19 protein-coding genes and 2 tRNA genes are annotated in these 21,254 nt (G+C 53.3%); 16 read left to right on the top strand and 5 right to left on the bottom strand.

Going from position 1 to position 21,254, the window contains the following annotated elements; all coding sequences use genetic code 11:
- The first annotated feature begins 53 nt into the window (after positions 1 to 53).
- Positions 54 to 584 (top strand): translation initiation factor 2, encoded by a 531-nt coding sequence (locus QZ383_RS03175; RefSeq protein ID WP_291442968.1) that lies wholly within the window; start codon positions 54 to 56, stop codon positions 582 to 584.
- Here the strand turns inward: QZ383_RS03175 and QZ383_RS03170 are convergent.
- Positions 581 to 1,009: a GNAT family N-acetyltransferase gene (locus QZ383_RS03170; RefSeq protein WP_291442967.1), complete on the bottom strand. Its 429-nt coding sequence runs from the start codon at positions 1,007 to 1,009 to the stop codon at positions 581 to 583. The genes QZ383_RS03175 and QZ383_RS03170 overlap by 4 nt on opposite strands.
- 129 nt (positions 1,010 to 1,138) lie before the next feature.
- Positions 1,139 to 2,035, bottom strand: a complete 897-nt coding sequence (locus tag QZ383_RS03165; protein WP_291442965.1) for a LysR family transcriptional regulator — start codon at positions 2,033 to 2,035, stop codon at positions 1,139 to 1,141.
- Between the two features lie 440 nt (positions 2,036 to 2,475).
- On the opposite strand from QZ383_RS03165, the gene QZ383_RS03160 reads away from it, so the two are divergent.
- Both QZ383_RS03160 and QZ383_RS03155 read left to right on the top strand, forming a co-directional pair.
- On the top strand, positions 2,476 to 4,284 hold the full coding sequence (locus QZ383_RS03160; protein ID WP_291442964.1) for a methyl-accepting chemotaxis protein: 1,809 nt from the start codon (positions 2,476 to 2,478) through the stop codon (positions 4,282 to 4,284).
- Positions 4,285 to 4,547: 263 nt separating this feature from the next.
- On the top strand, positions 4,548 to 5,786 hold the full coding sequence (locus tag QZ383_RS03155) for an HD domain-containing phosphohydrolase (RefSeq protein WP_291442962.1): 1,239 nt from the start codon (positions 4,548 to 4,550) through the stop codon (positions 5,784 to 5,786).
- A gap of 145 nt (positions 5,787 to 5,931) precedes the next feature.
- Here the strand turns inward: QZ383_RS03155 and QZ383_RS03150 are convergent, their stop codons facing one another.
- Both QZ383_RS03150 and murA read right to left on the bottom strand, forming a co-directional pair.
- Positions 5,932 to 6,624: a BON domain-containing protein gene (locus QZ383_RS03150; RefSeq protein ID WP_291442961.1), complete on the bottom strand. Its 693-nt coding sequence runs from the start codon at positions 6,622 to 6,624 to the stop codon at positions 5,932 to 5,934.
- A gap of 106 nt (positions 6,625 to 6,730) precedes the next feature.
- A complete protein-coding gene (murA, locus tag QZ383_RS03145; protein ID WP_291442959.1) occupies positions 6,731 to 7,981 on the bottom strand; it encodes a UDP-N-acetylglucosamine 1-carboxyvinyltransferase in 1,251 nt (416 codons plus the stop codon).
- Positions 7,982 to 8,207: 226 nt separating this feature from the next.
- Here murA and QZ383_RS03140 point away from each other — a divergent pair.
- The 12 genes from QZ383_RS03140 to QZ383_RS03085 all read left to right on the top strand — a co-directional run bounded on the left by QZ383_RS03140 (position 8,208) and on the right by QZ383_RS03085 (position 18,873).
- Positions 8,208 to 8,283: transfer RNA gene (locus tag QZ383_RS03140), tRNA-His, on the top strand.
- Positions 8,284 to 8,319: 36 nt separating this feature from the next.
- Positions 8,320 to 8,396: transfer RNA gene (locus QZ383_RS03135), tRNA-Pro, on the top strand.
- A gap of 373 nt (positions 8,397 to 8,769) precedes the next feature.
- Positions 8,770 to 10,431 (top strand): phage/plasmid primase, P4 family, encoded by a 1,662-nt coding sequence (locus tag QZ383_RS03130; RefSeq protein WP_291442958.1) that lies wholly within the window; start codon positions 8,770 to 8,772, stop codon positions 10,429 to 10,431.
- A 227-nt stretch (positions 10,432 to 10,658) separates the two neighbouring features.
- Positions 10,659 to 12,386, top strand: coding sequence for a hypothetical protein (locus QZ383_RS03125; protein WP_291442956.1), 1,728 nt, complete (start codon positions 10,659 to 10,661; stop codon positions 12,384 to 12,386).
- Positions 12,386 to 13,135, top strand: coding sequence for a ParB N-terminal domain-containing protein (locus QZ383_RS03120; RefSeq protein WP_291442954.1), 750 nt, complete (start codon positions 12,386 to 12,388; stop codon positions 13,133 to 13,135). The genes QZ383_RS03125 and QZ383_RS03120 overlap by 1 nt, the downstream gene beginning before the upstream one ends.
- Complete coding sequence (locus QZ383_RS03115) at positions 13,132 to 14,487, top strand: hypothetical protein (RefSeq protein ID WP_291442952.1); 1,356 nt, start codon at positions 13,132 to 13,134, stop codon at positions 14,485 to 14,487. Before QZ383_RS03120 ends, QZ383_RS03115 begins: the two co-directional genes overlap by 4 nt.
- 85 nt (positions 14,488 to 14,572) lie before the next feature.
- Positions 14,573 to 14,827, top strand: coding sequence for an alanyl-tRNA synthetase (locus QZ383_RS03110; RefSeq protein ID WP_291442950.1), 255 nt, complete (start codon positions 14,573 to 14,575; stop codon positions 14,825 to 14,827).
- A gap of 105 nt (positions 14,828 to 14,932) precedes the next feature.
- A complete protein-coding gene (locus QZ383_RS03105; protein WP_291442948.1) occupies positions 14,933 to 15,319 on the top strand; it encodes an iron receptor in 387 nt (128 codons plus the stop codon).
- A gap of 9 nt (positions 15,320 to 15,328) precedes the next feature.
- The gene (locus QZ383_RS03100; protein WP_291442946.1) at positions 15,329 to 15,691 is read left to right on the top strand and encodes a DUF488 family protein; all 363 of its coding nucleotides are present in this window, start codon (positions 15,329 to 15,331) and stop codon (positions 15,689 to 15,691) included.
- 163 nt (positions 15,692 to 15,854) lie between these two features.
- On the top strand, positions 15,855 to 16,598 hold the full coding sequence (locus tag QZ383_RS03095) for a hypothetical protein (protein ID WP_291442944.1): 744 nt from the start codon (positions 15,855 to 15,857) through the stop codon (positions 16,596 to 16,598).
- 29 nt (positions 16,599 to 16,627) lie between these two features.
- A complete protein-coding gene (locus QZ383_RS03090) occupies positions 16,628 to 18,649 on the top strand; it encodes a terminase gpA endonuclease subunit (RefSeq protein WP_291442942.1) in 2,022 nt (673 codons plus the stop codon).
- 2 nt (positions 18,650 to 18,651) lie between these two features.
- Entirely contained in the window at positions 18,652 to 18,873 is a 222-nt protein-coding gene (locus QZ383_RS03085) for an excisionase family DNA-binding protein (protein ID WP_291442940.1), read from the top strand.
- A gap of 134 nt (positions 18,874 to 19,007) precedes the next feature.
- On the opposite strand, the gene QZ383_RS03080 is transcribed toward QZ383_RS03085, so the two are convergent.
- A complete protein-coding gene (locus QZ383_RS03080; protein ID WP_291442938.1) occupies positions 19,008 to 20,450 on the bottom strand; it encodes an AAA family ATPase in 1,443 nt (480 codons plus the stop codon).
- A 460-nt stretch (positions 20,451 to 20,910) separates the two neighbouring features.
- Between QZ383_RS03080 and QZ383_RS03075 the strand changes: the two genes are divergently transcribed.
- Complete coding sequence (locus QZ383_RS03075) at positions 20,911 to 21,048, top strand: hypothetical protein (protein ID WP_291442936.1); 138 nt, start codon at positions 20,911 to 20,913, stop codon at positions 21,046 to 21,048.
- Positions 21,049 to 21,254: the final 206 nt, after the last annotated feature.

Genomic DNA, 21,254 nt, shown 5'->3' with positions numbered 1-21,254 from the left:
GTAGTTGCCTTTCTGGATATGTTCGCCAGTATTTGCAAAAGGAATTCGGGTATATGTCTGTATTGACCATCTATGTGGCCGGGTCTTTCAAGCACAAGCACGGAGTGCGCCTTCTGGGGCGCGAACTGCGGGGCATGGGCTGCCGCATGCTGGACTGGACAGACAAAGCCGTGCCGCCGCCAGGGCTGACCCCCGCCGAGCGGCGCATCTGGATGGATACTGACCGTGACGGCGGCGAGGTCTACGCCTTTTGTCACAATGCCTGCCTGACGGCGGACATGGTCATCTATTACGGTGCGTCAGGCCAGGATGCCGGGGTGGAAGTGGGGCTGGCCGCCGGGGCTGGAGTTCCTGTGCTTGGTATTCGCGGCCCGCTGGAAGGGCCGGGGCTGATGCTGCACGGAGCTGTCAGCGGCTGGGTTGACAGCGTGGAAGAAGCGCTGGACGTTGTGGCCGCCTTGTTGGCCTACGGCGATGCCAGCTGGAAGGATTTTGAGGCCGAGCCGAACCCGGTTTTGCGCCGCATGGGCGAGAAGCTGCGGGAGCAGGCCGATAAGAAATATAATAATTCAGCCGAGAGTTAACGTCTTTTTTCAAAACGGGCATCGCCGTTTTCCAGCTCTGCCGCGCGCGTCCATCCCTGACGGGCGTAGAAGCCTGCGGCACGGTTGCTCCCGTCTGTTTCGAGCCAAAGCATTTCATGCCGGGAAAACAGAAACGCCCCCAGCTTCTCCAGCAATAGCTTGCCCACGCCTTTATTCTCCCACTCCGGGCGCACAAAAAGCGCAAAAACGCTGCCATCTTCCGCATCCGCCATGGCAAAGCCCACGGGTGCACCTTCCGCTTCGGCTACCCACGCGCATTCATCCTCGTTAAGAATGCTGCCAATACTTTCTGTTGTAATGCCCATGTGCCTGAGCTGTTCCAGCGACAGGTGATTTTCTCGCACGCTGGTGCGGAGGGCAATGATTTCGTTGATGTCAGCAGTGGTTGCTGGCCGGATGATCATCATTGCTCCTGAGTGGAAATTGGGGAGATTGCCAGAAATGTGGGAGCGTGAAGGAGAACGAGCCTGGCGGCATCCTTCATTCAGCCCTTCTGGCATGGATGATTCAGAAATATAAAAATAGTAATTTTACTATATATCTGAGAGTCCGAAGTTGCAAAGTTGATTGCGAATTATCGATATAATGTCAATAATTTCTTTTCTATCTTCTCCTTTACGCAGATAGCAGGATATATCAATGAAGTTGTCTTCAGAACGTATGGGGATATATACGTATCCTGGTATGATTGAATTGACGATGCCGCGTGGGAAAATCCCCACGCATGATCCTGCTGCAATGGTTGCCAGTGCGGCAACGTATCCATTGGCACAGAACCCCAAGCGGGGAGTGAATCCGGCATTTTTGCACATGGCAGTCACTGTTTTGTTGTAAAATGGGAAAAATTTTTCAGACAAAACCACAAACTGATCGTCTTTCAGCTCGTCCAGGTTGAGCATCTTTTTTCCCGAAAGCCGGTGCGCGGCCGGAATGACCGCAAAGAGCTCAGCCTTGTGCAGTATTATCTGCTCAAGGCCTTCGCTGCTGGCTGTGTCTGCGCCCCGCGTGATTGAAATATCAATATGATTGTTCTTTAGCGCTATAAGCTGTCTTTTAGCATTGAATTCATGAAATCTGATGCAATCCATTTTAAAATTAGCATAACGCAACTGTTCAATGAGATCAAAAATCATGATGCTTGGGCAAAATCCGATGTTAACTATGCATTTTTTATGCGAGTTTTTTAGTTCAGATATTGCTTCATGAATCGATGAAATTATTTTTGTAGCCAGCTTGTAAAACTTTTTGCCATCATTTGTAAGAATCATGCCATCTCTTGTTCTTGAAAAGAGTGGAGATCCAACAATGGTCTCTATTTCTTGCACTATTCTTGTTACAGATGGCTGAGACAGGTGTAGCATGTGTGATGCTTTTGAAATGCTCCGCGCAGATGCAACCATCATTAATGTTTTAAGATGTCTGATTTCCATGGTCGTACCTGGTGCATCAATCGTTTTTCTTGGTAGTTGAGAGCCTGGCTATCAATAAGTAAGCATCAAATTAGAATGTAGAGTGTTTTCTCCTTTATTTTTTGTATTAGGAATTTGTTCACATTGTATTTTATAGCGTATAGTTATTTTTGCATATCAGTATATGTCAGTATGGGGTGTGAATCAATGTTAAACTTAAATATTTGCGGTGTGCATGCAGCATGCAAAAATAATATTTTACTTATCAGTATTGGTCATCTATTGCACTAAAGTAGAAATAGGTGACAAGCGGCGTATTATAAAGAGGTGTGACGTAAGCAGAATCTGCATGCAAATTATATACTGTTTGGGTGCGGTATCGCTGAAATACATTTATTGTCTATGTATATGCAGCATTATCATCAATAAAAATGGCAGACTGGAGATTTTGACGTGAGGTCATGCCCCTTTGGGCAGTAAAAATAACGTGCACAGGATGCGGAGATCAAAATATGCGGTTGTCCACAAAACTTATCTTGTCATTTGCTGGCATGATTGTTGTGATTTTGGCGATTTCAACATCATCAATGATCAGTACTTCAAAACTAGATGAAAGTATTGATGATGTTGATAAAGCGTATATTCCTGCTGTGATAACCGTTGGTGACATGCATTTAAATTTTTGGACAGTGAGAGCAAACCTTACAACAATGCTTCTTGCACGCGAAGTTTCCGCCGCTGCCCGGTATGACGCAATAATCAAAGAGTCTTTGCAAAAAATTGCAGAGGATCAAAAAAAATATATTGAATACACAGCATTGTTTGATGGCGACATAGCTGCCCAGGCAAAAAAGCTGATCCGGCAGATAGATGACATCTCCGAAGGGATGGGAGTTATAAGAAGAAATTCAACGAAGCTGGTTGCTGAAGGAAAATTTGACGAGGCAACTGCCTTGTTTTCTGCAGAATACGGCCCCCAATTTCGTAAACTTGCTCCTGTCTACGCGGAGCTTGTCAGTCTGACGATCCGGAGCAGCAAGGAAAATATGCTTGATGCCATGGCACTTGGCGCAATGGCAAAAAATACAGGAATGGTGCTCAGCCTGCTTGCAGTCGCCATCAGCATAATAATTACCTATCTGCTGACGCGTAGCGTTATGCGGCAGTTGGGCAAAGACCCTGGGCAGTTGAATGCACTGGCCCGCCGCGTTGTTGATGGGGATTACGAGATTGCTGACGGCAGTGCCAGAATTGGCGTCTATGATTCAATTGTATCAATGGTTGAGTCGCTTAAAGCCAACATGGAAAAGGCTCATAATGAGTCGATGAACGCCCAGAATCAGGCCGCAAAAGCGACAGAGGCCATGCGCAATGCCGAGGAATCCGGCAAGATTGCCCAGTCAAAATCCAGCGCAATGCTGGCGGCTGCAGCGCAACTGGAAGAAGTGGCCCATGCGGTCAGCTCTGCCTCAACGCAGCTTTCTGCCCAGATAGAACAGGCCGACAGGGGCGCAGTGCAAACTGCCCAGCGGCTGGGTGAAGCAGCCACAGCCATGAACGAGATGAATGCCACCGTGCAGGAAGTTGCAAAAAATGCTGGCGCTGCTTCATCCGCATCGGCAGAAACCAAGGCGAAGGCCGAGCACGGGGCCACGATTGTGGGCAACTCGCTGGAGAGTATCCAGCTTGTGCACCGCCTCTCGATGGAGTTGAAAGATGACATGGCGCAACTGAATGGGCATGCGCAGGATATTTCACAGATCATGACGGTCATTTCCGACATCGCCGACCAGACAAATCTGCTGGCCCTCAATGCTGCCATAGAAGCGGCGCGGGCAGGCGAGGCAGGGCGCGGATTTGCCGTGGTGGCGGACGAAGTGCGCAAGCTTGCAGAAAAAACCATGGCTTCAACGACGGATGTTGGGCGGGTTATCCGCTCCATTCAGGAAAGTACCACGAAAAGTCTTGTTTCAATGGATAACGCCGTCGAGCAGGTCAATACTGCTACAGAGAGCGCCAGCCTTTCCGGGCAGGCCCTGAGCGAAATTGTTGTCACCGCCGATGTTACAGCCGATCAGGCCAATGCCATTGCCACGGCCAGTGAGCAGCAGTCTGCCGCCAGCGAAGAAATCAATCAGACAATTATCGAAGTCAATGAAATGTCGCGCCAGACAGCCGAGGGAATGGCCGAAGCTGCAAAGGCTGTGAGTGATCTGGCAGTGCAGGCGGGCAAGCTTGCAAGCCTTATCTCTGAAATGCGTACCGGTTAGGCCTGTGAGGATTATTGAAATCAATTTGCCAGAGTGCTGAACATTGTTTGTTGCGGAGCGCTCCGTTAAATGGAGCGCTCCCGCCTCTGAATGCAGAAAATTACCCCGCTAGTGAATCCCGCATTTTTTGCCTTTTTCAGGCCGGTTTTGCCATCATCCTCAAAGATGCCACGTTGCCTGTCCGCTTGCGAAAAAGCAGGCAGCGCAGCTCCCTGGCCTGTCAGGCTTTGCTGAAATTTTGTCTTCTACCTTGAGTGGTGCCAATGGAGTCAGTTCACCTTTACAGTTTACTGTCTGGTTTTTCGCGGGCGCTTGGGCTTGTTTGGCAAGAACTGACAGAACACAATCTGCGTGTGGCCTATCTGGCACAGGTGTTGGCAGAACACTGCGGTCTGGATCATCAGGAAAGGAAATACCTGCTCATTGCAAGCATGCTGCATGAGATCGGGACAATCCCGCTGAAGGATGGCCTGACCAATTTTGTTTTTGAAAAAGAAGATTATTGCGTGGCTGGCTGGGTTTTTTGCCGAACAGCCAAACTTCCTGAAGATGTTTGCAACATGGTTCTGCTTCGGAAGACTCCGTGGAAAGAACTGACCCCTCAAGAAGACAGCGCCATCTCTGCAAACTGTATTTATTTTGCCGATGCAATTGATGCTGAAATGCACGCCCACCCGGATGCGACCTTCCCCAAGCTGGCAACGGCTATGGAAAAGGAATCGGGTAATTTTTCTTACATCTGGCGTAATGCCTTTGCTCACATAGCAGAAAACAGAACCATTGTTGCTGCGTATCAATCATCCGAGGCGATGGATGCGTATTTGAGCAACGAGTTTTGCAAAGACATTCTTTCAACCAAAAATCTCTTGATTTTGTGCGATCTGTTTTCTCAGATTATTGACTCAAAAAGTCCGTTTACTGCAACGCATTCACACGGCGTTGCCCACACTGCGCAAGAAATACTCAAGCTGACTGGCCTTGCATTGGGCGATGATTACCTGACGATCTACATTGCGGGGCTCCTGCACGACATTGGCAAGTTGGCGATTCCTGTGGATATTCTTGAGAAACCGGGGTCGCTTTCTGATCAAGAGCGGCATGAAATAAAGCAGCATGCCGAGATTGGGATACAGCTTCTTGATTCAATCGCCGGTTTTCACTGTGTTTGTGATTGGGCGGGAATGCACCACGAGAGGCTGGATGGAAAAGGATATCCGTATGGTCTGGGAGCAGCAAAGCTCACCTTGCCAATGCGCGTTATGGCTGTAGCTGATGTGTTTACCGCTTTGACAGAGAGCCGCCCATACCGGGGCGGCATGGAACTGGCCAGTGTGGTTGCCTGTATGTCGGATATGGCGGCAAACAGGCAGCTTGATGCGGATATTGTCGCCTTGGTTGTAAAAAATGCTTTGCAGATCAATCAGGTGCGGTCCAGAGCGCAGCGCGATGCTGCTGCAAAATTTCTTGCCATGCGCAAATTATGCGCCTGGACTAGCGCCTAGGACAGGTTTGTGCAGCAATCTGAACGTAAAATGCTTACCGGCGAAAGCTGTTCGTCGGTAAGCATTTATTAAAGGGAAAAGTCCTAACTATATGCGCCGTGGCTGTCAGCCACGAGTGTTGGAATTATCAGTTTTTTGCAGCGGTCTACGGCAGCTCGCGTGACTCCACATCGCCTGAACCGCCAGAGCTGTTTGCGCCGCTGGAAACCGGGGTACTGCTCGGGCTGCCGGAGGGTTCCATGCTGCCGTCCATGGGGCTCACGCCGGTGGCGTGTTCTGGCTGCATATTATCAAGCTGGCCCGCCTTTTGGGGAAACATGAGGTAGCTTGTTACGCCTGTCACGCCACCAACCCCGCGTGCGGCCTGGATGGCGAGCTGCTTTTCCGCATCATCCCTTACCACGCCAAGCAGCACCACACGCCCGGAGTTCACTTCCGTATCTATGCGGGTGGAAGAGAGCCCCTTGGTGGCAATAAGGTCTTTGCGCAGCTTGGTGGCCAGCACAAAGTTGCTGGAGTCACTGGTGGCGGGGGTGAACCAGTGGGTCGTGACCGAGCGGGGTTTGTAGCGGTTGGCTATGGTCACAGCCTTGCCCTGCATGGTGTCGGGTATTTCACCCACAAGGAAGACATGCCCGTAAAAACTGTATACCGCAACAGACCAGCCGCCAGAGAAGCTTTCGTCAAGCAGCGCCGTCTTGATTTTGGCAGAGAGTTCCTTGTCGTCCGACATGGTGCCCATCAGGCGCTGGTCGTCATAGATGGAATAGCCGGTGTATGCGCAGCCATTGAGCAGGGTGACGCAAAGCAGCAGCAGTAGAAGCGCCAGTCGTTTCATGGAATCCTCCTGAAACCCGCGTTGCGGGCGAAGCGTCATAACGTAGTCGATCAACTCGCCTTTGCGGGCGCGCCATGGAGGCTGCCTGCAAAAGGAGCGGAGTTTTTTATTCTTTTTCGCGGCGGATGCGCGCCCCAACGGCGTTCAGCTTGTGCTCGATGCTCTCATAGCCGCGGTCGAGGTGGTAGATGCGTCGCACTTCGGTAACGCCCTTGGCCGCCAGGCCTGCCAAAACCAGCGAAGCGCTGGCGCGGAGATCGGAGGCCATCACTGGCGCGCCAGTGAGCTTCTGCACGCCGCGCACCATGGCCGTGTGGCCGGAGACCTTGATCTGCGCGCCCATGCGCATGAGCTCAAGCACGTGCATGAATCGGTTTTCAAAAATGCTTTCTTCCACAACGCTGGCCCCTTCGGCAAGGCACATGAGCGCCATGAGCTGGGCCTGCATGTCTGTGGGAAAGCCGGGGTAGGGCTGGGTTTTCACATCCGTGCCGCGCAGGGGGCCAGCACACCGCGCCAGCACGCCCTCAGGGGTGTGGGTGATCTCCATGCCCATGCTGCGCAGTTTGAGAATGACGGCTTCAAGATCCTTGAAAGGACAGTTGCGCAGCATCAGCTCGCCGCCGGTAATGCCCGCGGCCACGAGGAAGGTTCCCGCCTCAATGCGGTCGGGCATGACGGGGTATTCCCCATCGTGCAGGGAGGTAACGCCCTGAATGCGGATAACGGACGTGCCGTGCCCTTCGATTTTTGCGCCGCATGCCCGCAAAAAGTTTGCGAGGTCAACAATTTCTGGCTCACGGGCGGCGTTTTCAAGCACGGTCTCGCCATCTGCAAGAGCCGCGGCCATGAGCAGGTTTTCCGTGCCGCCCACTGTGGGCATGTCAAAAGATATGTGCGCGCCCTTGAGCTGGCGGCAACGACCAATGATATAGCCTTCTTCAAGCTGAAAGCTGGCGCCCATCTGCTCCAGACCCTTGAGGTGCTGGTCTACGGGGCGCGCCCCAATGGCGCAGCCGCCGGGCAGGGCCACACGCGCCTGACCTATGCGGGCCAGCAGCGGGCCAAGGCACAGAACAGAGGCGCGCATGGTGCGCACCAGGTCATATGGAGCTTCCGGCAGTAAATTGCCGGGCTGCACCTGTACCCGATGATCGTTGTATTCGCAGGTGCAGCCCAACATGTTCAGGAGCTTGATTGTGGTATGTATATCGCGCAGATTGGGCACATTGGTGATTGTGACCGGCTCTGACAGAAGAATGCAGGCAAAAAGAATGGGCAGGGCCGCATTTTTGGAGCCGCTGACCTCAATGCCGCCAGTAAGCGGAACACCGCCTTCAATAACCAGTTTGTCCATGAGTGTCCCCGAAAAAATGTTTGACGCCTGATGTGCCCTTAGAGCCTGAATTACAGGCGCAATAGCTAGGCTTGCGAGGCGGGCAAACGGCTTGGCTGGCGGATTTTTGCACAAAGCCAAGTCGCGGAAGCAAGTGTAGTTACTTTTCTAGATAAAATCCAGATGGAGCTGCGTGGAAAAAATGCTTGCCAAACTAAAATAACCTGCTTATAAGAATTTTCCCGTGGCGGAAGTAGCTCAGTAGGTAGAGCACCTGGTTGTGGCCCAGGTGGCCGTGGGTTCAAGTCCCATCTTTCGCCCCACAATTTTCCCGCGCCGCAACGGCGCGGGTTTTTTTTCGGAGCGTGGCGCAGCCTGGTAGCGCACCTGCTTTGGGAGCAGGGGGTCGAAGGTTCGAATCCTTTCGCTCCGACCAAATATATCAAGGCATTGCCGTCTTTCTGACGGTGGTGCCTTTTTTTCGTGCGACGCTGGTGCGACGCAGATATCGCGCAACGCGCAAGTTCCCCCTCCATTATTGCCCTCGCTCCTGCCTCCTCTGGCGGGGTGCGCCCCCCTGTCCCCCCTAGCTATACGGCCCGCCAAGAATGCCCAATGCGCGCCCCTGAGCCGTCAGTCTGCCGCTAGAGCGTTAAGGTACTCCCCCAAGCCACAGGCCCCAACGGTGGCGCACCCTCAGCTTTCGGTCGCGATTCACGGAAAAAAAGTCGCGGAAAAACGGAAACCTGAGGAAACTTTTCTCGCGCCCTATAAAAAAATAATTTGCTATAATTTCAGGTGGTTACATTATGGCCGTTAATGATGCCAAGGATGTGGCCGCTCAGGTCGCAGAACGAGTGCGGCAGGAAGAGGAAAAATTGCGTCAGGAAGCTGCACAAAAAGAAGCAGCAGAAAACCGCAAACCTGTAGCCGTGCGCCAACTGGAAATTTCAGATTCCGAGCTGCTGGGCTACCTCAACGAGAACCGTATCGGCGATGCGAAGCTGTATTGCCGCCTACACCGTGGAACCGTGGTGTACGTAAAATACTGGGAGCGGTTTCTTGTTTGGGTTGGTCATCACTGGGCAGAAGACCACTATGACCGGGCATTCAGCAAAGTCGAAGACGTTTGCGCCCTGTATCTCCGACTTGAGAAGAATAAGCGGGCGGAAGCAGCAGAAGCGACTGACAAAGATGAACGCTCCGCAATTGAAGCCGTAGCAGACATGGCAAAAAGGCGTGTTGCCTTGCTCCGCGATAAAAATGGACAAGACAACATACTGCTTATGCTGCGCCGGGTAGAGAACCCACTGACCGTGCTGCCGAAACTGCTGGACAAGAAGCATTACCTCAAGGCCTGCCCCAATGGCGTGATTGACCTGCGTACTGGCGACCTGCTTCCCGGCAACCCTGAAGACTTTCTGCTGCACTCTATCGCCACGGAGTATGACCCGGAGCTGATCCGGCAAGAGTCCTCGCCGTGTCCAGCCGTGGACGCCTATTTGCTGGCCTCGATGGACGGCGATCAGGAGCTTGTGGAGTACATCTGGCGGCTGCTCGGCTCCGCGCTGATTACCAAGCGGCGAGATCATGTCTTTGTGATCTTCCACGGTGAGCATGGCCGCAACGGCAAGGATACGCTCATCAAGCTTATCACCCATGTCTTGGGCGGCGAATTATCAGGGGACGTTCCGGTGGAAATGTTCCTGCAAACTTCTCAGGTGCGCAATTCGTCAGCGCCATCGCCAGACGTGCTCATGCTCAGGGGCATGTGCATTGCGTGGATCAATGAGGCTGAGGGCGGGCAAAAGTTCGCCTTGTCCAAACTCAAGAAGCTAACGGGTGGCGGCTTCATCACCGCGCGCGGGCTGCAAGACAAAGCCATGACCACCTGGGAGCAGACCCACACGCCAATCATGACCACAAACGAGTTGCCGTCAGCCAAGGCAGACGACGCAGCTTTCTGGTGCCGTACACAGATTCTCAAGTGGCCGCTATCGTTCGTTGATGAACCCAAAGAGAGCTACGAGCGAGAGGCCGACAAAAATCTTGATGAAAAGCTGCAAGCTGAGGCCAAGGGGGTGCTTGCCCGCATGGTCAAAGGTGGGCTGCAAGTGCTCAAGGATGGCCGTCTTCTCGTGCCAGAGAAAATAAAGCAATGGACAAACGAGCAACGTGAGTCTTGGGATGATGTGGGCGTATTCCTTAACGAGTGGTGCATCATCGAAGACAAGCAGGAAGACACTTCGCGCTACAAAACGAAAATAGAAGCCAGCGAACTGCATAAGGCTTTTTGCCTCTGGTATCAGTTGTACAGGGGGGCAAAAGCCATTCAGGCGCGCACTTTTGGCATACTGCTGAATAAAAAAGAAATCCCAGTGAAGCGCAGCAATGGAAGCTGGCGTTTAGGCGTATCCCTCAAGGTTGAGGCAATTGATGCCCTGCGTGATGCAGGCGGCAAGGATTACTAGTTTTGTCCATGCTTGCCCGTGCAAAGTTTATCTACAACATGCTGATATTTAAAGGCATGGGGTGAATATGGACACAAGGACACAACACTTTATGTCTTCCATGCGCAATGTGCGCTCATGCGCTGCACGTATAAAGAACCGTATATGTTCTGTCCTTATGTCCATATTTAAAAATATAAATAAATTTAAATAATTATAAAAAAGAAAAAGTAAGAGTGTCGGACACAATGAGCGGAATACTTGAATTTTATCGCACTCGTTTCTCTGGCCAGCGTGATGTGCGCAGGCAGGGCGGCGGTGGGTTTAATGGCCCATGCCCCCTTTGCGGCGGCGAGGCTGGCAAGTCTGACCGTTTCATGATCTGGCCTGACCGCCGCGAATCAGGTAGCCACAAGCGCGGCCCGATTTGCATAGAGCATGACATTCCCGGCATCTGGTGGTGCCGCCGTTGCGGCGAGGGTGGGGATTCCATTTCCTACCTGACCAAGTGTGAGGGTATGGGCTTCAAGGATGCCTGCGCCGAGCTGGGCATAGAGGTCAAGGCCAGCGAGCGTACATGGCGCCGATCAGCGCCCAAAGAACCCGTGCGCAGCACCTTTAAGCCCACCATGTGGGAGCTTCCGTGCGACAAATGGACGGAATACGCAAGCAAGCTGGTTACAGAAGCGCACAGCTATCTCATGGGGTTAGGCGGCAGCAAATGGCTTTCCGCGCGCGGTATCGGGCTGAAAGAAATTGAAGCCTTCAAGCTCGGCCTGCTCACCGCTGAAAATGACCGCATCCCCGGTCGCATCCGGCTCCGCTCTGTGCTCGGGCTGGAACCAAAGATTGACGACAGCGGCAAGACGAAAACCCGCATGCTCATACCGCGCGGCATCATCATCCCCACGTTTGACGCAGCGGGCCGGGTCATTGCCGCCCGCATCCGTAGGCCCAAGCCTGATTACACCCACACGCTGCCCGATGGCACAGTTACAACCAAGGCCAAATATCTGGCGCTAGAGGGTTCCTGCCGTGGGCCGTATCTCCTCAAATCCAGCCTTCCGCCAGAGCTGGCTGTATATTTCGTGGTTGAGGCCGAGCTTGACGCCATGCTCATCCATGCCCTGAGCGGCGGTGTGGTGGGGGCCATTGCCCTGCGCTCAAACCGCATCAAGCCGGATTCTGTGGCCTATCCGCTGTTGCTGTCAGCCAGCCGCCTGTTGCTGGCGCTGGATTATGACGCAGCGGGTGCTGAGGCTTTAGAGTGGTGGACCAAAACCTTCCCCAGCACGGCGCGCCGCTGGCCCACCCCCATTGGCAAAGACCCGGGCGATGCTTTTGCCCAGGGGGCCGACTTGCGCCAGTGGATAGCCGCAGCCTTGCCACCCTCGGTCACTCTGCCAGTCCAGTGCACAGACCAGCACGGGGGCAGCATAGCACAACATGCGTCTGACCTCCAAGCGCCCGCAGAATGTGGACATATGGACTCATTTTCGTCTGGTTTGGACTGTGGGGGGGGCGGGGCAAGCCCAACAGCCTGTACCCCCGAAAATAAGGAAGTTGCCACTTCTGAACCGGCCAGCGCAAAAGAGGCGGAGTCCGCAGCAGATACGCCGCATCCGTGGGACGCCGAGGGCGGCACTGCGGAAGCTCTGGACGAGCAGGCGCAGCAGAGCCTCTCCGCAATGCTCAAAGGGTATTTGCCGTTGGGGTTAATCCCCGTGAATGTTGGCCGCGCTGCACTGGCGTGGCAGCCATATCCGCAGATTGTGTACGTCAGGTTCTCAAATGGCGATCAGCGTCAAGGCTTCGGCCTCAGGCGTGGCTGCCAGCTCACAGCCCCCTTGCATGCTGCGCTTCTTGAACTGCGAGGCTTGGAACGGGCGTCAAAATTTCTTCCCATGTGGCTGCGTGACCACCCGGAAGAGGTCATTTCCTCACGCAACTTTCTCTTCATAGACGGGGACGCATGATGAACGATTTGCAAGCGATGAACGCCAATCTCACTACCCTTAGCACACAGTTGTACGGCGATGACTTCCGGCTGCTGGCCGTTGCTCCGGGCGAACTCAAGCTGCTCACAAAAAACGCCCGCGTGTTGGACAAGGGCACGTTTCAGCAGCTTACCTCCAATGTGCGGCAAGATGGCCGTTTGTCCAGCGTACCCCTGTGCTGGCGGCAACCTGATGGGAGTCTGGAAGTCCTCTCTGGTAATCACCGGGTGCAGGCGGCTGTCGAGGCGGGCGTGCAGCACATTTTGGTGATGGTCATTGAGTGCGAGTTGAGCAAGGCCAAGCGCATTGCAATCCAGCTTTCCCACAACGCCCTCGCCGGGCATGATGATCAGACCATCCTCTCCCAGCTATGGGCCGAAATCGACGACATCGAAGCCAAGCTTTATGCGGGCTTGTCCGAAGAACAGACCCGCAAGCTGGACAAAATCGACCTCGTGGGTTTCGCGACCCCGCAGGTTTATACCCGCACCATAGCTCTGGCCTTTGTCGATGAGGAGCTTGAGCACTTTCACGAGGTAGTCGAGCAGCTTTCCGGCCTCGCGCATGATGAGGTACTGCTGGCCCCGCTGGCAGGGTTTGACCGCTTTTACAGCGCCCTTGAAGGCGTGAAGCTCAAGTTTGACATCCGTAACAGCAGCTTGGCTCTGCTCAAAATGGTCGAGCTGTGCGAAGTCCAGCTCGCGAGCGAAGCCGGGGAACAGGCATGAGCTTTATCGGCGCTGTCAGCGCATCTGTCCGCAAGGTGCTGGCCGAATATGCCCAATCGGTCACGCTGTCGCCGCTTATCGTGGGGGCTGGCAACTTTACCGTGCCCTCCGTCTTGCGCAGTGGCGGCTATACCGGCCCCATCAAGGCTTGCGATGTAACCATCTATACCTCGGCCCTCGGAGCTTATCTTTCAGGCTGGGATCTGGAACTGCACGAGCAACCTGATTGCCCGGAGCAACTGCGCGGGCTGCTGCGCACTGGCAGCGGCATAGAGAAAGCCGCGTCTATCAGCCTGCTCATGGATCTGCGCGAGGTCTGGCAGGGCAAGAATGCCTTCCAGTTGCGCAACATAGAGCAGCATCGCCGCGCGTGGGATTCCCTGATGGATAAAACCTGCTCTAACCTTGAGCGCTATAAAGCCCACATTGGCGAGGTGGAGTATCAGGCGCGGGACGGTTTCGACCTGCTTGAGGAGCACAACGGCAATCAGACCGTTTTCGCATTCCCTCCCACCTACAAGGCGGGCTACGAGCGACTTGAAGCTCTGCTCCGCGCAACTGTGAGCTGGCAGCCGCCTGCCTACCGCGAAATGACGGATAAAAGCCTTGAGCTGTATGAGCAGATTGCGCGGTTTGATGCTTATTACGTTGTGTTGGAAAAGGATTTGCCCGAAGTCTACGCCATCCTTGGCAAGCCCAGCGCCGTACTGCCGCGTGGGCGTGGCCGCACCACCTACATCGTGGCCCGTCATGCGCACAAGGTTGTTGTGCGGTCGCACGTCAAAACCATGCCTGTCGGCCCCATCTGGTCGCCTGCTGACCGCATTATTGGCACGGAGCTGCCCGGTTTCGCCCCTATCAAGCGCGCGCAATCCCTGCGCCTGAATGAGCTGTATCTCGCCCGCCGTATCGACTGGTACGACGGCGGCGTGGATGCCTGCCTGGCTCTGACACTGGACGGCAAGATCATCGGCAAGGCCGATTTCATGAAGTCCAGCCTCTCACAGTGGAAGCTGCCCGAAAACCCGGACGGCGCAGATACCCTGTACCTCATGTGCGATCTGGCCGTGCCCTCAGATTGCGAGAATCGCCTTGCCAAGCTGGTGCTCATGCTCCTGTCCAGCAATGACGTGCGCCAGTGGCTCAACGCCAAGCTCAATTTCCGTTTGGGCTGGGTAATCACAACCGCCTTTTCTCGCGGCCCTGCGAGTATGAAATACCGTGGTGTTTTTGAGCTTTACAGCCGCAAGCAGGACAAAAAAAGCCAGCAATACTCGCTGAATTATTACGCAAAATTTGAGGGCAGCCTTGCAGAAAGGTTCGCCCTGTGGCAGAGAAAATATCATAAGTAGCTGAAAAACTTGCAAAAACTATTGAATTTAGGGGGTATAATGCTAATATTTAGTCATGTCAAACACTTACAAAAAAGAGTGCAGCATGAGGCAAATATTTCGCACGCGGCTCTCCCGCATCATGGTTGGCGCATGGACTCTGGCGCGGCAGGGCGCAGAGCGGTTCGGCGGCACGGCATTTCTGTATTTTCCCGTGGCCCTGCATCTGGTCTGGCTGGAAGAACAGCGGGTGCATACCCGCTGGCGGTCTGGCATCGGCAACCAGTTTGTGCTGCCGGGGGTGGAAATGCTGCAAAAGGTCACGCGCGGGCAGCTCTGCCTGCCCGGCATAGAAAAATAAAAAGGCGGCTGTGTCACCAGCCGCCAGTAATCAGGGCCGGAGCTGACCGACCAACCGAGTAATACAGGTTGGCTCCGCGCCTGCGCAAAGTCAAGCGGAGCCAATATGCAAAACGGATTGAGTGCAAAGGAATTGCGAAAAATTGAGCGGGAATGCCGCGCACTGGCGCGGGACGTGGTGCAGCAACAGTACGCCGTCTATGACGAAATCTGGTATGGCCGCATCCGGCTCAGCCCTGCGGTAGAGGAGCACGGCAGGGAAGTGGTGACGGAACTTATCCGTATCATGCCCAACCTGTTGGTACGCAGCGGCACCGCCTGCCCCATCGACCTTGTAGCAGAGCGCTACGGCTTTGAAACCACGTCAGACCTGATTGATTACCTGCTGGCCTACACGCCGCGAGGCCCAAAGGTGAGCCAGCTTTGCGACCAATTGCTTGAAGAACGCCTCGCCGCCCTGCGGCCCGCGAGTGTTGATGAAGTCCCGTTTTAGGGGAGTGCAATGATTACAACGTCTTATTTTTCAGGAAAATCGCCAAAATCCCGCCGCGTCTGCATAGCCAAGCGGGCGCCGTTCTGGCACGGGCCTGTGGCCAAGCTCTTTGTGCCGTCCAACCCATGGGCGGAAGACTGGCAAGGCTCTTTTCGGGCGGACTTGGTGCAGAGGTTTTCTGCGGCATCAGTTTTGGCAGATTACCTGCGGCAGATTGAGGCCGAAACGCCAGACGCCATCCTGTGCTGCTTCGAGAGTAATCCGGAAGAATGCCACAGGCGAGTGTTGGCGGCTTACATACAGGAACAGCTTGGCGAAATTGTGCCGGAGTGGGTGGATACAAGCCCGAAACAGGGCAGTTTGCTGGGCTGATTGAGGCGGGAGCGATCGGGTAGCCGCCCGATCACTCCCTGACAGGAAGGGGATAGGCCCCCCTCTTGGCGAGCGAAGCCTATCCCCTCCAGTGTGAAAAATCAACGGAGGGGCCATTCGGTGGCCGGCGTGATGCCCACGCCTTCAACGTGACGAGGATTTTATGCCTGACGAAAAGAATCTTGACGAGCTGCTGCAACGCAGTGCGCAAACCGACATACAGGTGCTTTTGAGCGCCAAGGAAAGCGCCAAGCGGGCAACACTATCAGACCCTTCTTCGGCAAATCTCGCTGCGATGGAACGTGCCTCCAAACTGCTGGAGGCTCGTATGGATGCAGCAAAAAGTTTCAAAAACGCCCGTGAAGTGCTTGCGTATGTTGAAGAAAACGGGCGCAAGCTCAAGAAAACAAAGCTCTATGAAGATATTCAGGTGGGCCGCCTGCAAAAGCAGGCAGACGGCACATTCAGCCGCCGCAAGGTTGACCGTTACATGGCGTCCCTGCCCACAATGGGCACGTCAGACACGGTGGCCGAACAGGCGGCAGACCGTCTGCGGCGCAAAGAAGAGGCCGATATTCGGCGGGCAGAAGCTCAGGCGGGTAAGGAAGAGTTCAACCTGAGCATTAAGAAAGGCCTCTTCATTTCCCGCGAGGCTGTGCATGCCGAGCTGGCAGGCCGCGCGCTGACCCTTGCCGCCAGCATCAAGACGGCCTTTGAGGCCCATGCCCTTGATCTTATTGCAACTGTTGAAGGCAATCCAAAGAAAAGCCTTGCTTTTGTGGCGCGGCTTGAGGCCGTGCTTGATGAAGCCATGAGCGAATACAGCCGCGAAATGGAAATAAGTGTGGAAGTGCTGCCGGACGCCGAAAGTGCAACTTCAATTGATGAATTGGGGCAAGAGCACTAACCAATCTTTTGCATCTGGAGTTTAGATCAATGAGCCAAGCAACCCTGCTGCCTTTGCCGCCAGTTGAAAGCCGCAAGCACATCAGCACGGCCATTCCAGCATGGTTTCCTCCATTCTTGCGCGAGGCTGTCAACGGCCTCACGCAGAATGGTGGCAAGATCAATTTTGCTTTTTCGCGTGGCGAGCAGCAGGTCATGCGGCGGCGCAGGCCCATACCCGTGAGCCAGTGGGCCGAAAAATACCGCATGGTTGAAATGTCGGCCATCCCCGGTCGCTGGCACAACCTGTTTACGCCCTACCTTGTGGGCATCATGGACACAATGGCTCACCCCGGCGTGGAAACTGCCATTGTGTGCAAAAGCCCGCAAACTGGTGGCTCAGAGGCAGGCCACAACTTCGTGGGCTACTGCATAGACCGAAGCCCCGGCCCGGTCATGTACGTCTACCCTGACGAACTCACCGCGCGCGAGAACGCCAAAGACCGTATTATCCCCATGATTCAGGCTTCTCCACGCCTGCGCGAGTACATGACCGGCTACGGTGACGATGCAAGCAGCCTGCGCATCAACCTCATGCACATGCCCATTTACCTTGGCTGGTCTGGTTCGGTTTCGCGCCTGGGCAACAAGCCCATCCGGGTGCTCATTCTTGACGAGCTGGACAAGTACAAAGACCCCAAGAACGAGGCCACATCCGAGGCGCTGGCAGAAATGCGCGTCACGACTTGGCGCAGGCGCGGGCGCTCTCACGTCATGAAGGTCAGCACGCCCACCACGCCAGAGGGCGCAATCTGGCGCGCCTTTACCGAGGAGGCACAGGGGCGGCTGGATTATTGGGTGCGCTGCCCGCACTGTGGCATGTACCAACTCATGCAGTTTGAGCGCATCACATGGCCCGGCAAGGATACGGACGCTGAACCGGATGCCGAAGCCGTGCTTGCGCAGCGCCTTGCCACCTACCCCTGCGAACATTGCGGCACGGTGTGGGACGACAACGACAGGGATAGGGCCGTGCGTGGCGGCGAATGGCGCGAGCGTGATAGTGGTCTTGACCTGCCGTCCTACCTTGCCTCGGCCCGCCCCACAAAGGTCGGGTTCCACATCCCCGCGTGGATCTCTTTTTTCGTCAGTCTCTCCGATGTGGCACGTCAGGCGCTCAAATACACGCAGACAGGCAACACGGACGAACTGAAAAAGCTGCAAAACCAGTACAAGGCCTTGCCTTGGGTGGTGGAGCACGCCGCCCGCAGCGAGGATGCAATTCTGACCCTTTGCGATGACCGCCCGCGAGGCAAGGTCCCCGGCTTTGTGGACGGCAAGCCGCGCGTGTCAATGCTGCTATCCAGCGTGGACACGCAGCAGAGCCACTTCCGTTATGTGATTCGCGCTTTCGGCTTTGGAGATCAGGAGGAAAGCTGGCTCGTGCAGTCTGGTGTGGCAGAAACCCTGTCGGCCATAGACGAAATCATGTGGGGGACCCGCTATCTGGATGTGGACGGTCGCGAATACATGGTGCGAGCCTGCATGATGGACGCCATGGGCGGGCGCACGGCAGAGATTTACCGTTATGCTGTGCGGCATCGTGGCCGCGTGTATCCGTGGCAGGGTGTGCAGTCCATGACACAGCCCTACACCCCCACGCCGCAGGAATATTACCCAGGGCAGAAGGGCGAAAAACTCCGCATACCGGGCGGCATCAATCTGTGGCGCTGCGACACCACGTTTTTCAAGGATGATCTGTCCGGCAAGCTCAGCATCAACCCCAATGACCCAGGCGCCTTTCACCTGCACAGCAACGAGAAACGTGAGCTGGAAGAATACGCCCGCGAAATGTGCGCCGAGGCCTATGACGATCAAAAACATGCGTGGGTGAATCAGCATCAGCGGGCAAACCACTATTGGGACTGCGAGGTTATGTGCAAGGCGCTGGCCTACATACTCAACGTCCGCAATACGCGGCCCCCGGTGGCAGAGAAGAAACGCAAAACTGTAGACGCTGTGCGCGGTGGAGCGCAGGGCATATCTGGAATGATTGGAAACTACAGGAGTTGACGATGGAAGACACAAAAAACAAGGGTCGGCGGCTTAACTGGCAGCAGGCTTGTGAACTTTTGGGTTGTGGAAAGACAAGGTTTTATGCACTGATTCACAAAGGGATGCTGCCAGCATACAGGGTTGCAGGTGGCAAACGCGGTTTGTGGGTGTATGAAAATGAGTGTCGGGGACTGGTGCAGTGTATAACACCAGTGCGCCCTAAAGATGAAGCTAGATTGTGAACAAAATAGCGTTCGGAAGCACTTCACATTAATCTATGACTATAGGGAGATAGACCAAAGAATGGTACTTTGCCCATGAAATATGAGATAAAATCAGTGTATGATCATTTAATAGTAAAGAAAAATAAGCGATTTTACGGTTGAATCTCCCTCAAGAGACGCTCGGCAAACTCATCCCGTTGTATTTCTGTGAGAACGTGTGTTGCCCAAATTCGACAAAAAGTTTCCCACACATAATTAGCTGATTCTCCAATGCGTTCCGCAAAATAATTGGGCCACAGATGGTGGTCTCCAACAGTCATCGTAAGCGTTAACGCCTCAGATATGGTTTGCACTGGTTTATCAAGCTTGTCTGCAATAATATCAATATGGGGGAGCAGTGAAGAAAAAATTTCTATTTCGGGTGCCTGGGTTCCAGGCAATAGGCAACAATTGTGTTTTGGTTGCATGTCAGCATCAAGCAATCCAACGGCATTTATTGGAAAATCCTTACACGATGCCGCATGCGCTGCTGATGAAACATCGTTTGATGCCCCAACTGGAATAAATTTTAGTTCCTCAACGTTGATATTTTTCTTTAAAAGAATTGCTTTTGCAGCAACTATCGCCTCACGATCTTCAGTGAATATAAATTTTTTAGGATTAATGTAATCGTCCATTCTGTTGAGTGCATATTCTGGAGTGATCCCATAGCTTATCACTGGGCCATCTTGCCCCCTCTCAATAAAAATTCTCCCTGCGTCTGGCAATTCTGACAAAATATACTGACTGTGTGTGCTTAAAATTACTTGTATTTGTTTTGTCCTGGCGATCCATAACAAAAAGTGCATTAAACGTCTCTGAGATCGAGGATGAAGCGAAGCTTCAATTTCATCAATAATCACCAAAGATGTATTTGGAATGTCCTGTAACAGAGTCAGCAGATCTAATGTTGTGTCCTCACCTGCACCTTGGTGGAATTGTGAATATCTTGAGCCGTTTATTTCAACAACGCCAATCTTTTTTTCTTCATCAACATTGGATTGTGCCCAACTCGCATGGGTATATCTTTTACCCATAATGTTTGAATAATAAGTCCGTAATGGTTCAGTTAGAGAGTCTGATGCAATTTCACGAGCAACAGAATTGGCAATCTTTGCATAGCCCACTTCCGCAGAGATGGGGAGTGTTCGTGAAATGTCTTGCCAAACAACATGTCTTTTTAATCTTGGTGTCTGAAAGCGCCACCTCTTGGATGGCTTTGCGATCTTATATGTTTTTGTTGTGGTTCCCTCAGCGATTTGAAAAACAAGAGAGACGTCGGAAACATTGTCCCAAGCCGTCTGCGGGAAAAAATCGCTAGGGAAAAAACGCCTTGTTTTGTCCCCTGATGGATGGTCATAAATTGAAGCCACGGCCTTTAAAACCGTTGATTTTCCACTTCCATTTTCTCCTGCGATTGCACAGACAGGAAATGGAAATCTTACTTGTTGCCCAGACCAACCACGAAGACCTTGAATCTCGACTGATTGAACAAATTTTGGCCATGGATTGCTAAGGATCTTAGCATTTATTAAGGATACCTCTTGATGGAGCATTACGACCCTCCAGAAAACAATGATTATAATATGTAATTAAAAATGATGATTAGTATTGCAGCTATGAACCAGACTAGCAGAAATTCTTTGTCACTCTTCAGGTTCTTAATGAGTGCCTACTTCGCAGACCCACAGCTTTCAAGACTGGGCTGATAGGCTAGGAAAATAAACTTTTTTTATAAGCAAAACTAGTCCTAAAAATAAATAAGGCTCGGGGTAATGTAAGCCATGCCGCTGGCATGTACCGTTGGCAGAGCTTAAGTGATTCCACGGTGCTCAATGCGCCATGTCGACGGACACTCTAACCCGAGAACTTGGCTTTTTTGAATCAAATTCTGGGCCTTACCCTGCCCTTTTTCGGGTTAGAGCAAAATACAATCCCCAGTTGGGAAGTTAGCCCAAAGCCGCCCCCCCCCCATCGGCATTGCCGCCCAAACCCGTGGTGCACAGGGGGCAGGCCGTGTCACTGCCTTGTGGCCCATACACGGAAAAGGGCGAACCCCTGGGCAGGGAAGTGGGCCGCATTGCCAGCGAGGATGTTCTGCTTGGGCATGACGGTCTGTGGTATGTGATTGCTGGTGGAGTTCGCGTAGATTAGGTTTTTTGCAGCTAGTGAAATTTTAATAATTTAATATTACAAGCATGTTATAAGTATGTATAAAATTTTGAACGGTAGACCATTGACAAACCTTTTTGAGTGGTCTATTATTTTTTTACAGGGAAAGGAGTGCTTGCTAGTGAAACGTTAGAAAACCGAAAAACCGAAAAACCGAAAAACCGAAAAACCGAAAAACCGAAAAACCG

The sequence above is a fragment of the Desulfovibrio sp. genome (genome assembly GCF_019422935.1).
Lineage (GTDB): Bacteria > Desulfobacterota > Desulfovibrionia > Desulfovibrionales > Desulfovibrionaceae > Desulfovibrio.
Note: the sequence above shows the minus strand (reverse complement) of the source record. Positions and strands in the feature narration are given on the sequence as shown.

Coding starts and splice junctions, on each gene's coding strand:
- QZ383_RS03175 (WP_291442968.1), top strand. CDS start 54: ATGTCTGTATTGACCATCTATGTGGCCGGGTCTTTCAAGCACAAGCAC.
- QZ383_RS03170 (WP_291442967.1), bottom strand. CDS start 1,009: ATGATCATCCGGCCAGCAACCACTGCTGACATCAACGAAATCATTGCC.
- QZ383_RS03165 (WP_291442965.1), bottom strand. CDS start 2,035: ATGGAAATCAGACATCTTAAAACATTAATGATGGTTGCATCTGCGCGG.
- QZ383_RS03160 (WP_291442964.1), top strand. CDS start 2,476: ATGCCCCTTTGGGCAGTAAAAATAACGTGCACAGGATGCGGAGATCAA.
- QZ383_RS03155 (WP_291442962.1), top strand. CDS start 4,548: ATGGAGTCAGTTCACCTTTACAGTTTACTGTCTGGTTTTTCGCGGGCG.
- QZ383_RS03150 (WP_291442961.1), bottom strand. CDS start 6,624: ATGAAACGACTGGCGCTTCTACTGCTGCTGCTTTGCGTCACCCTGCTC.
- murA (WP_291442959.1), bottom strand. CDS start 7,981: ATGGACAAACTGGTTATTGAAGGCGGTGTTCCGCTTACTGGCGGCATT.
- QZ383_RS03130 (WP_291442958.1), top strand. CDS start 8,770: ATGGCCGTTAATGATGCCAAGGATGTGGCCGCTCAGGTCGCAGAACGA.
- QZ383_RS03125 (WP_291442956.1), top strand. CDS start 10,659: ATGAGCGGAATACTTGAATTTTATCGCACTCGTTTCTCTGGCCAGCGT.
- QZ383_RS03120 (WP_291442954.1), top strand. CDS start 12,386: ATGAACGATTTGCAAGCGATGAACGCCAATCTCACTACCCTTAGCACA.
- QZ383_RS03115 (WP_291442952.1), top strand. CDS start 13,132: ATGAGCTTTATCGGCGCTGTCAGCGCATCTGTCCGCAAGGTGCTGGCC.
- QZ383_RS03110 (WP_291442950.1), top strand. CDS start 14,573: ATGAGGCAAATATTTCGCACGCGGCTCTCCCGCATCATGGTTGGCGCA.
- QZ383_RS03105 (WP_291442948.1), top strand. CDS start 14,933: ATGCAAAACGGATTGAGTGCAAAGGAATTGCGAAAAATTGAGCGGGAA.
- QZ383_RS03100 (WP_291442946.1), top strand. CDS start 15,329: ATGATTACAACGTCTTATTTTTCAGGAAAATCGCCAAAATCCCGCCGC.
- QZ383_RS03095 (WP_291442944.1), top strand. CDS start 15,855: ATGCCTGACGAAAAGAATCTTGACGAGCTGCTGCAACGCAGTGCGCAA.
- QZ383_RS03090 (WP_291442942.1), top strand. CDS start 16,628: ATGAGCCAAGCAACCCTGCTGCCTTTGCCGCCAGTTGAAAGCCGCAAG.
- QZ383_RS03085 (WP_291442940.1), top strand. CDS start 18,652: ATGGAAGACACAAAAAACAAGGGTCGGCGGCTTAACTGGCAGCAGGCT.
- QZ383_RS03080 (WP_291442938.1), bottom strand. CDS start 20,450: ATGCTCCATCAAGAGGTATCCTTAATAAATGCTAAGATCCTTAGCAAT.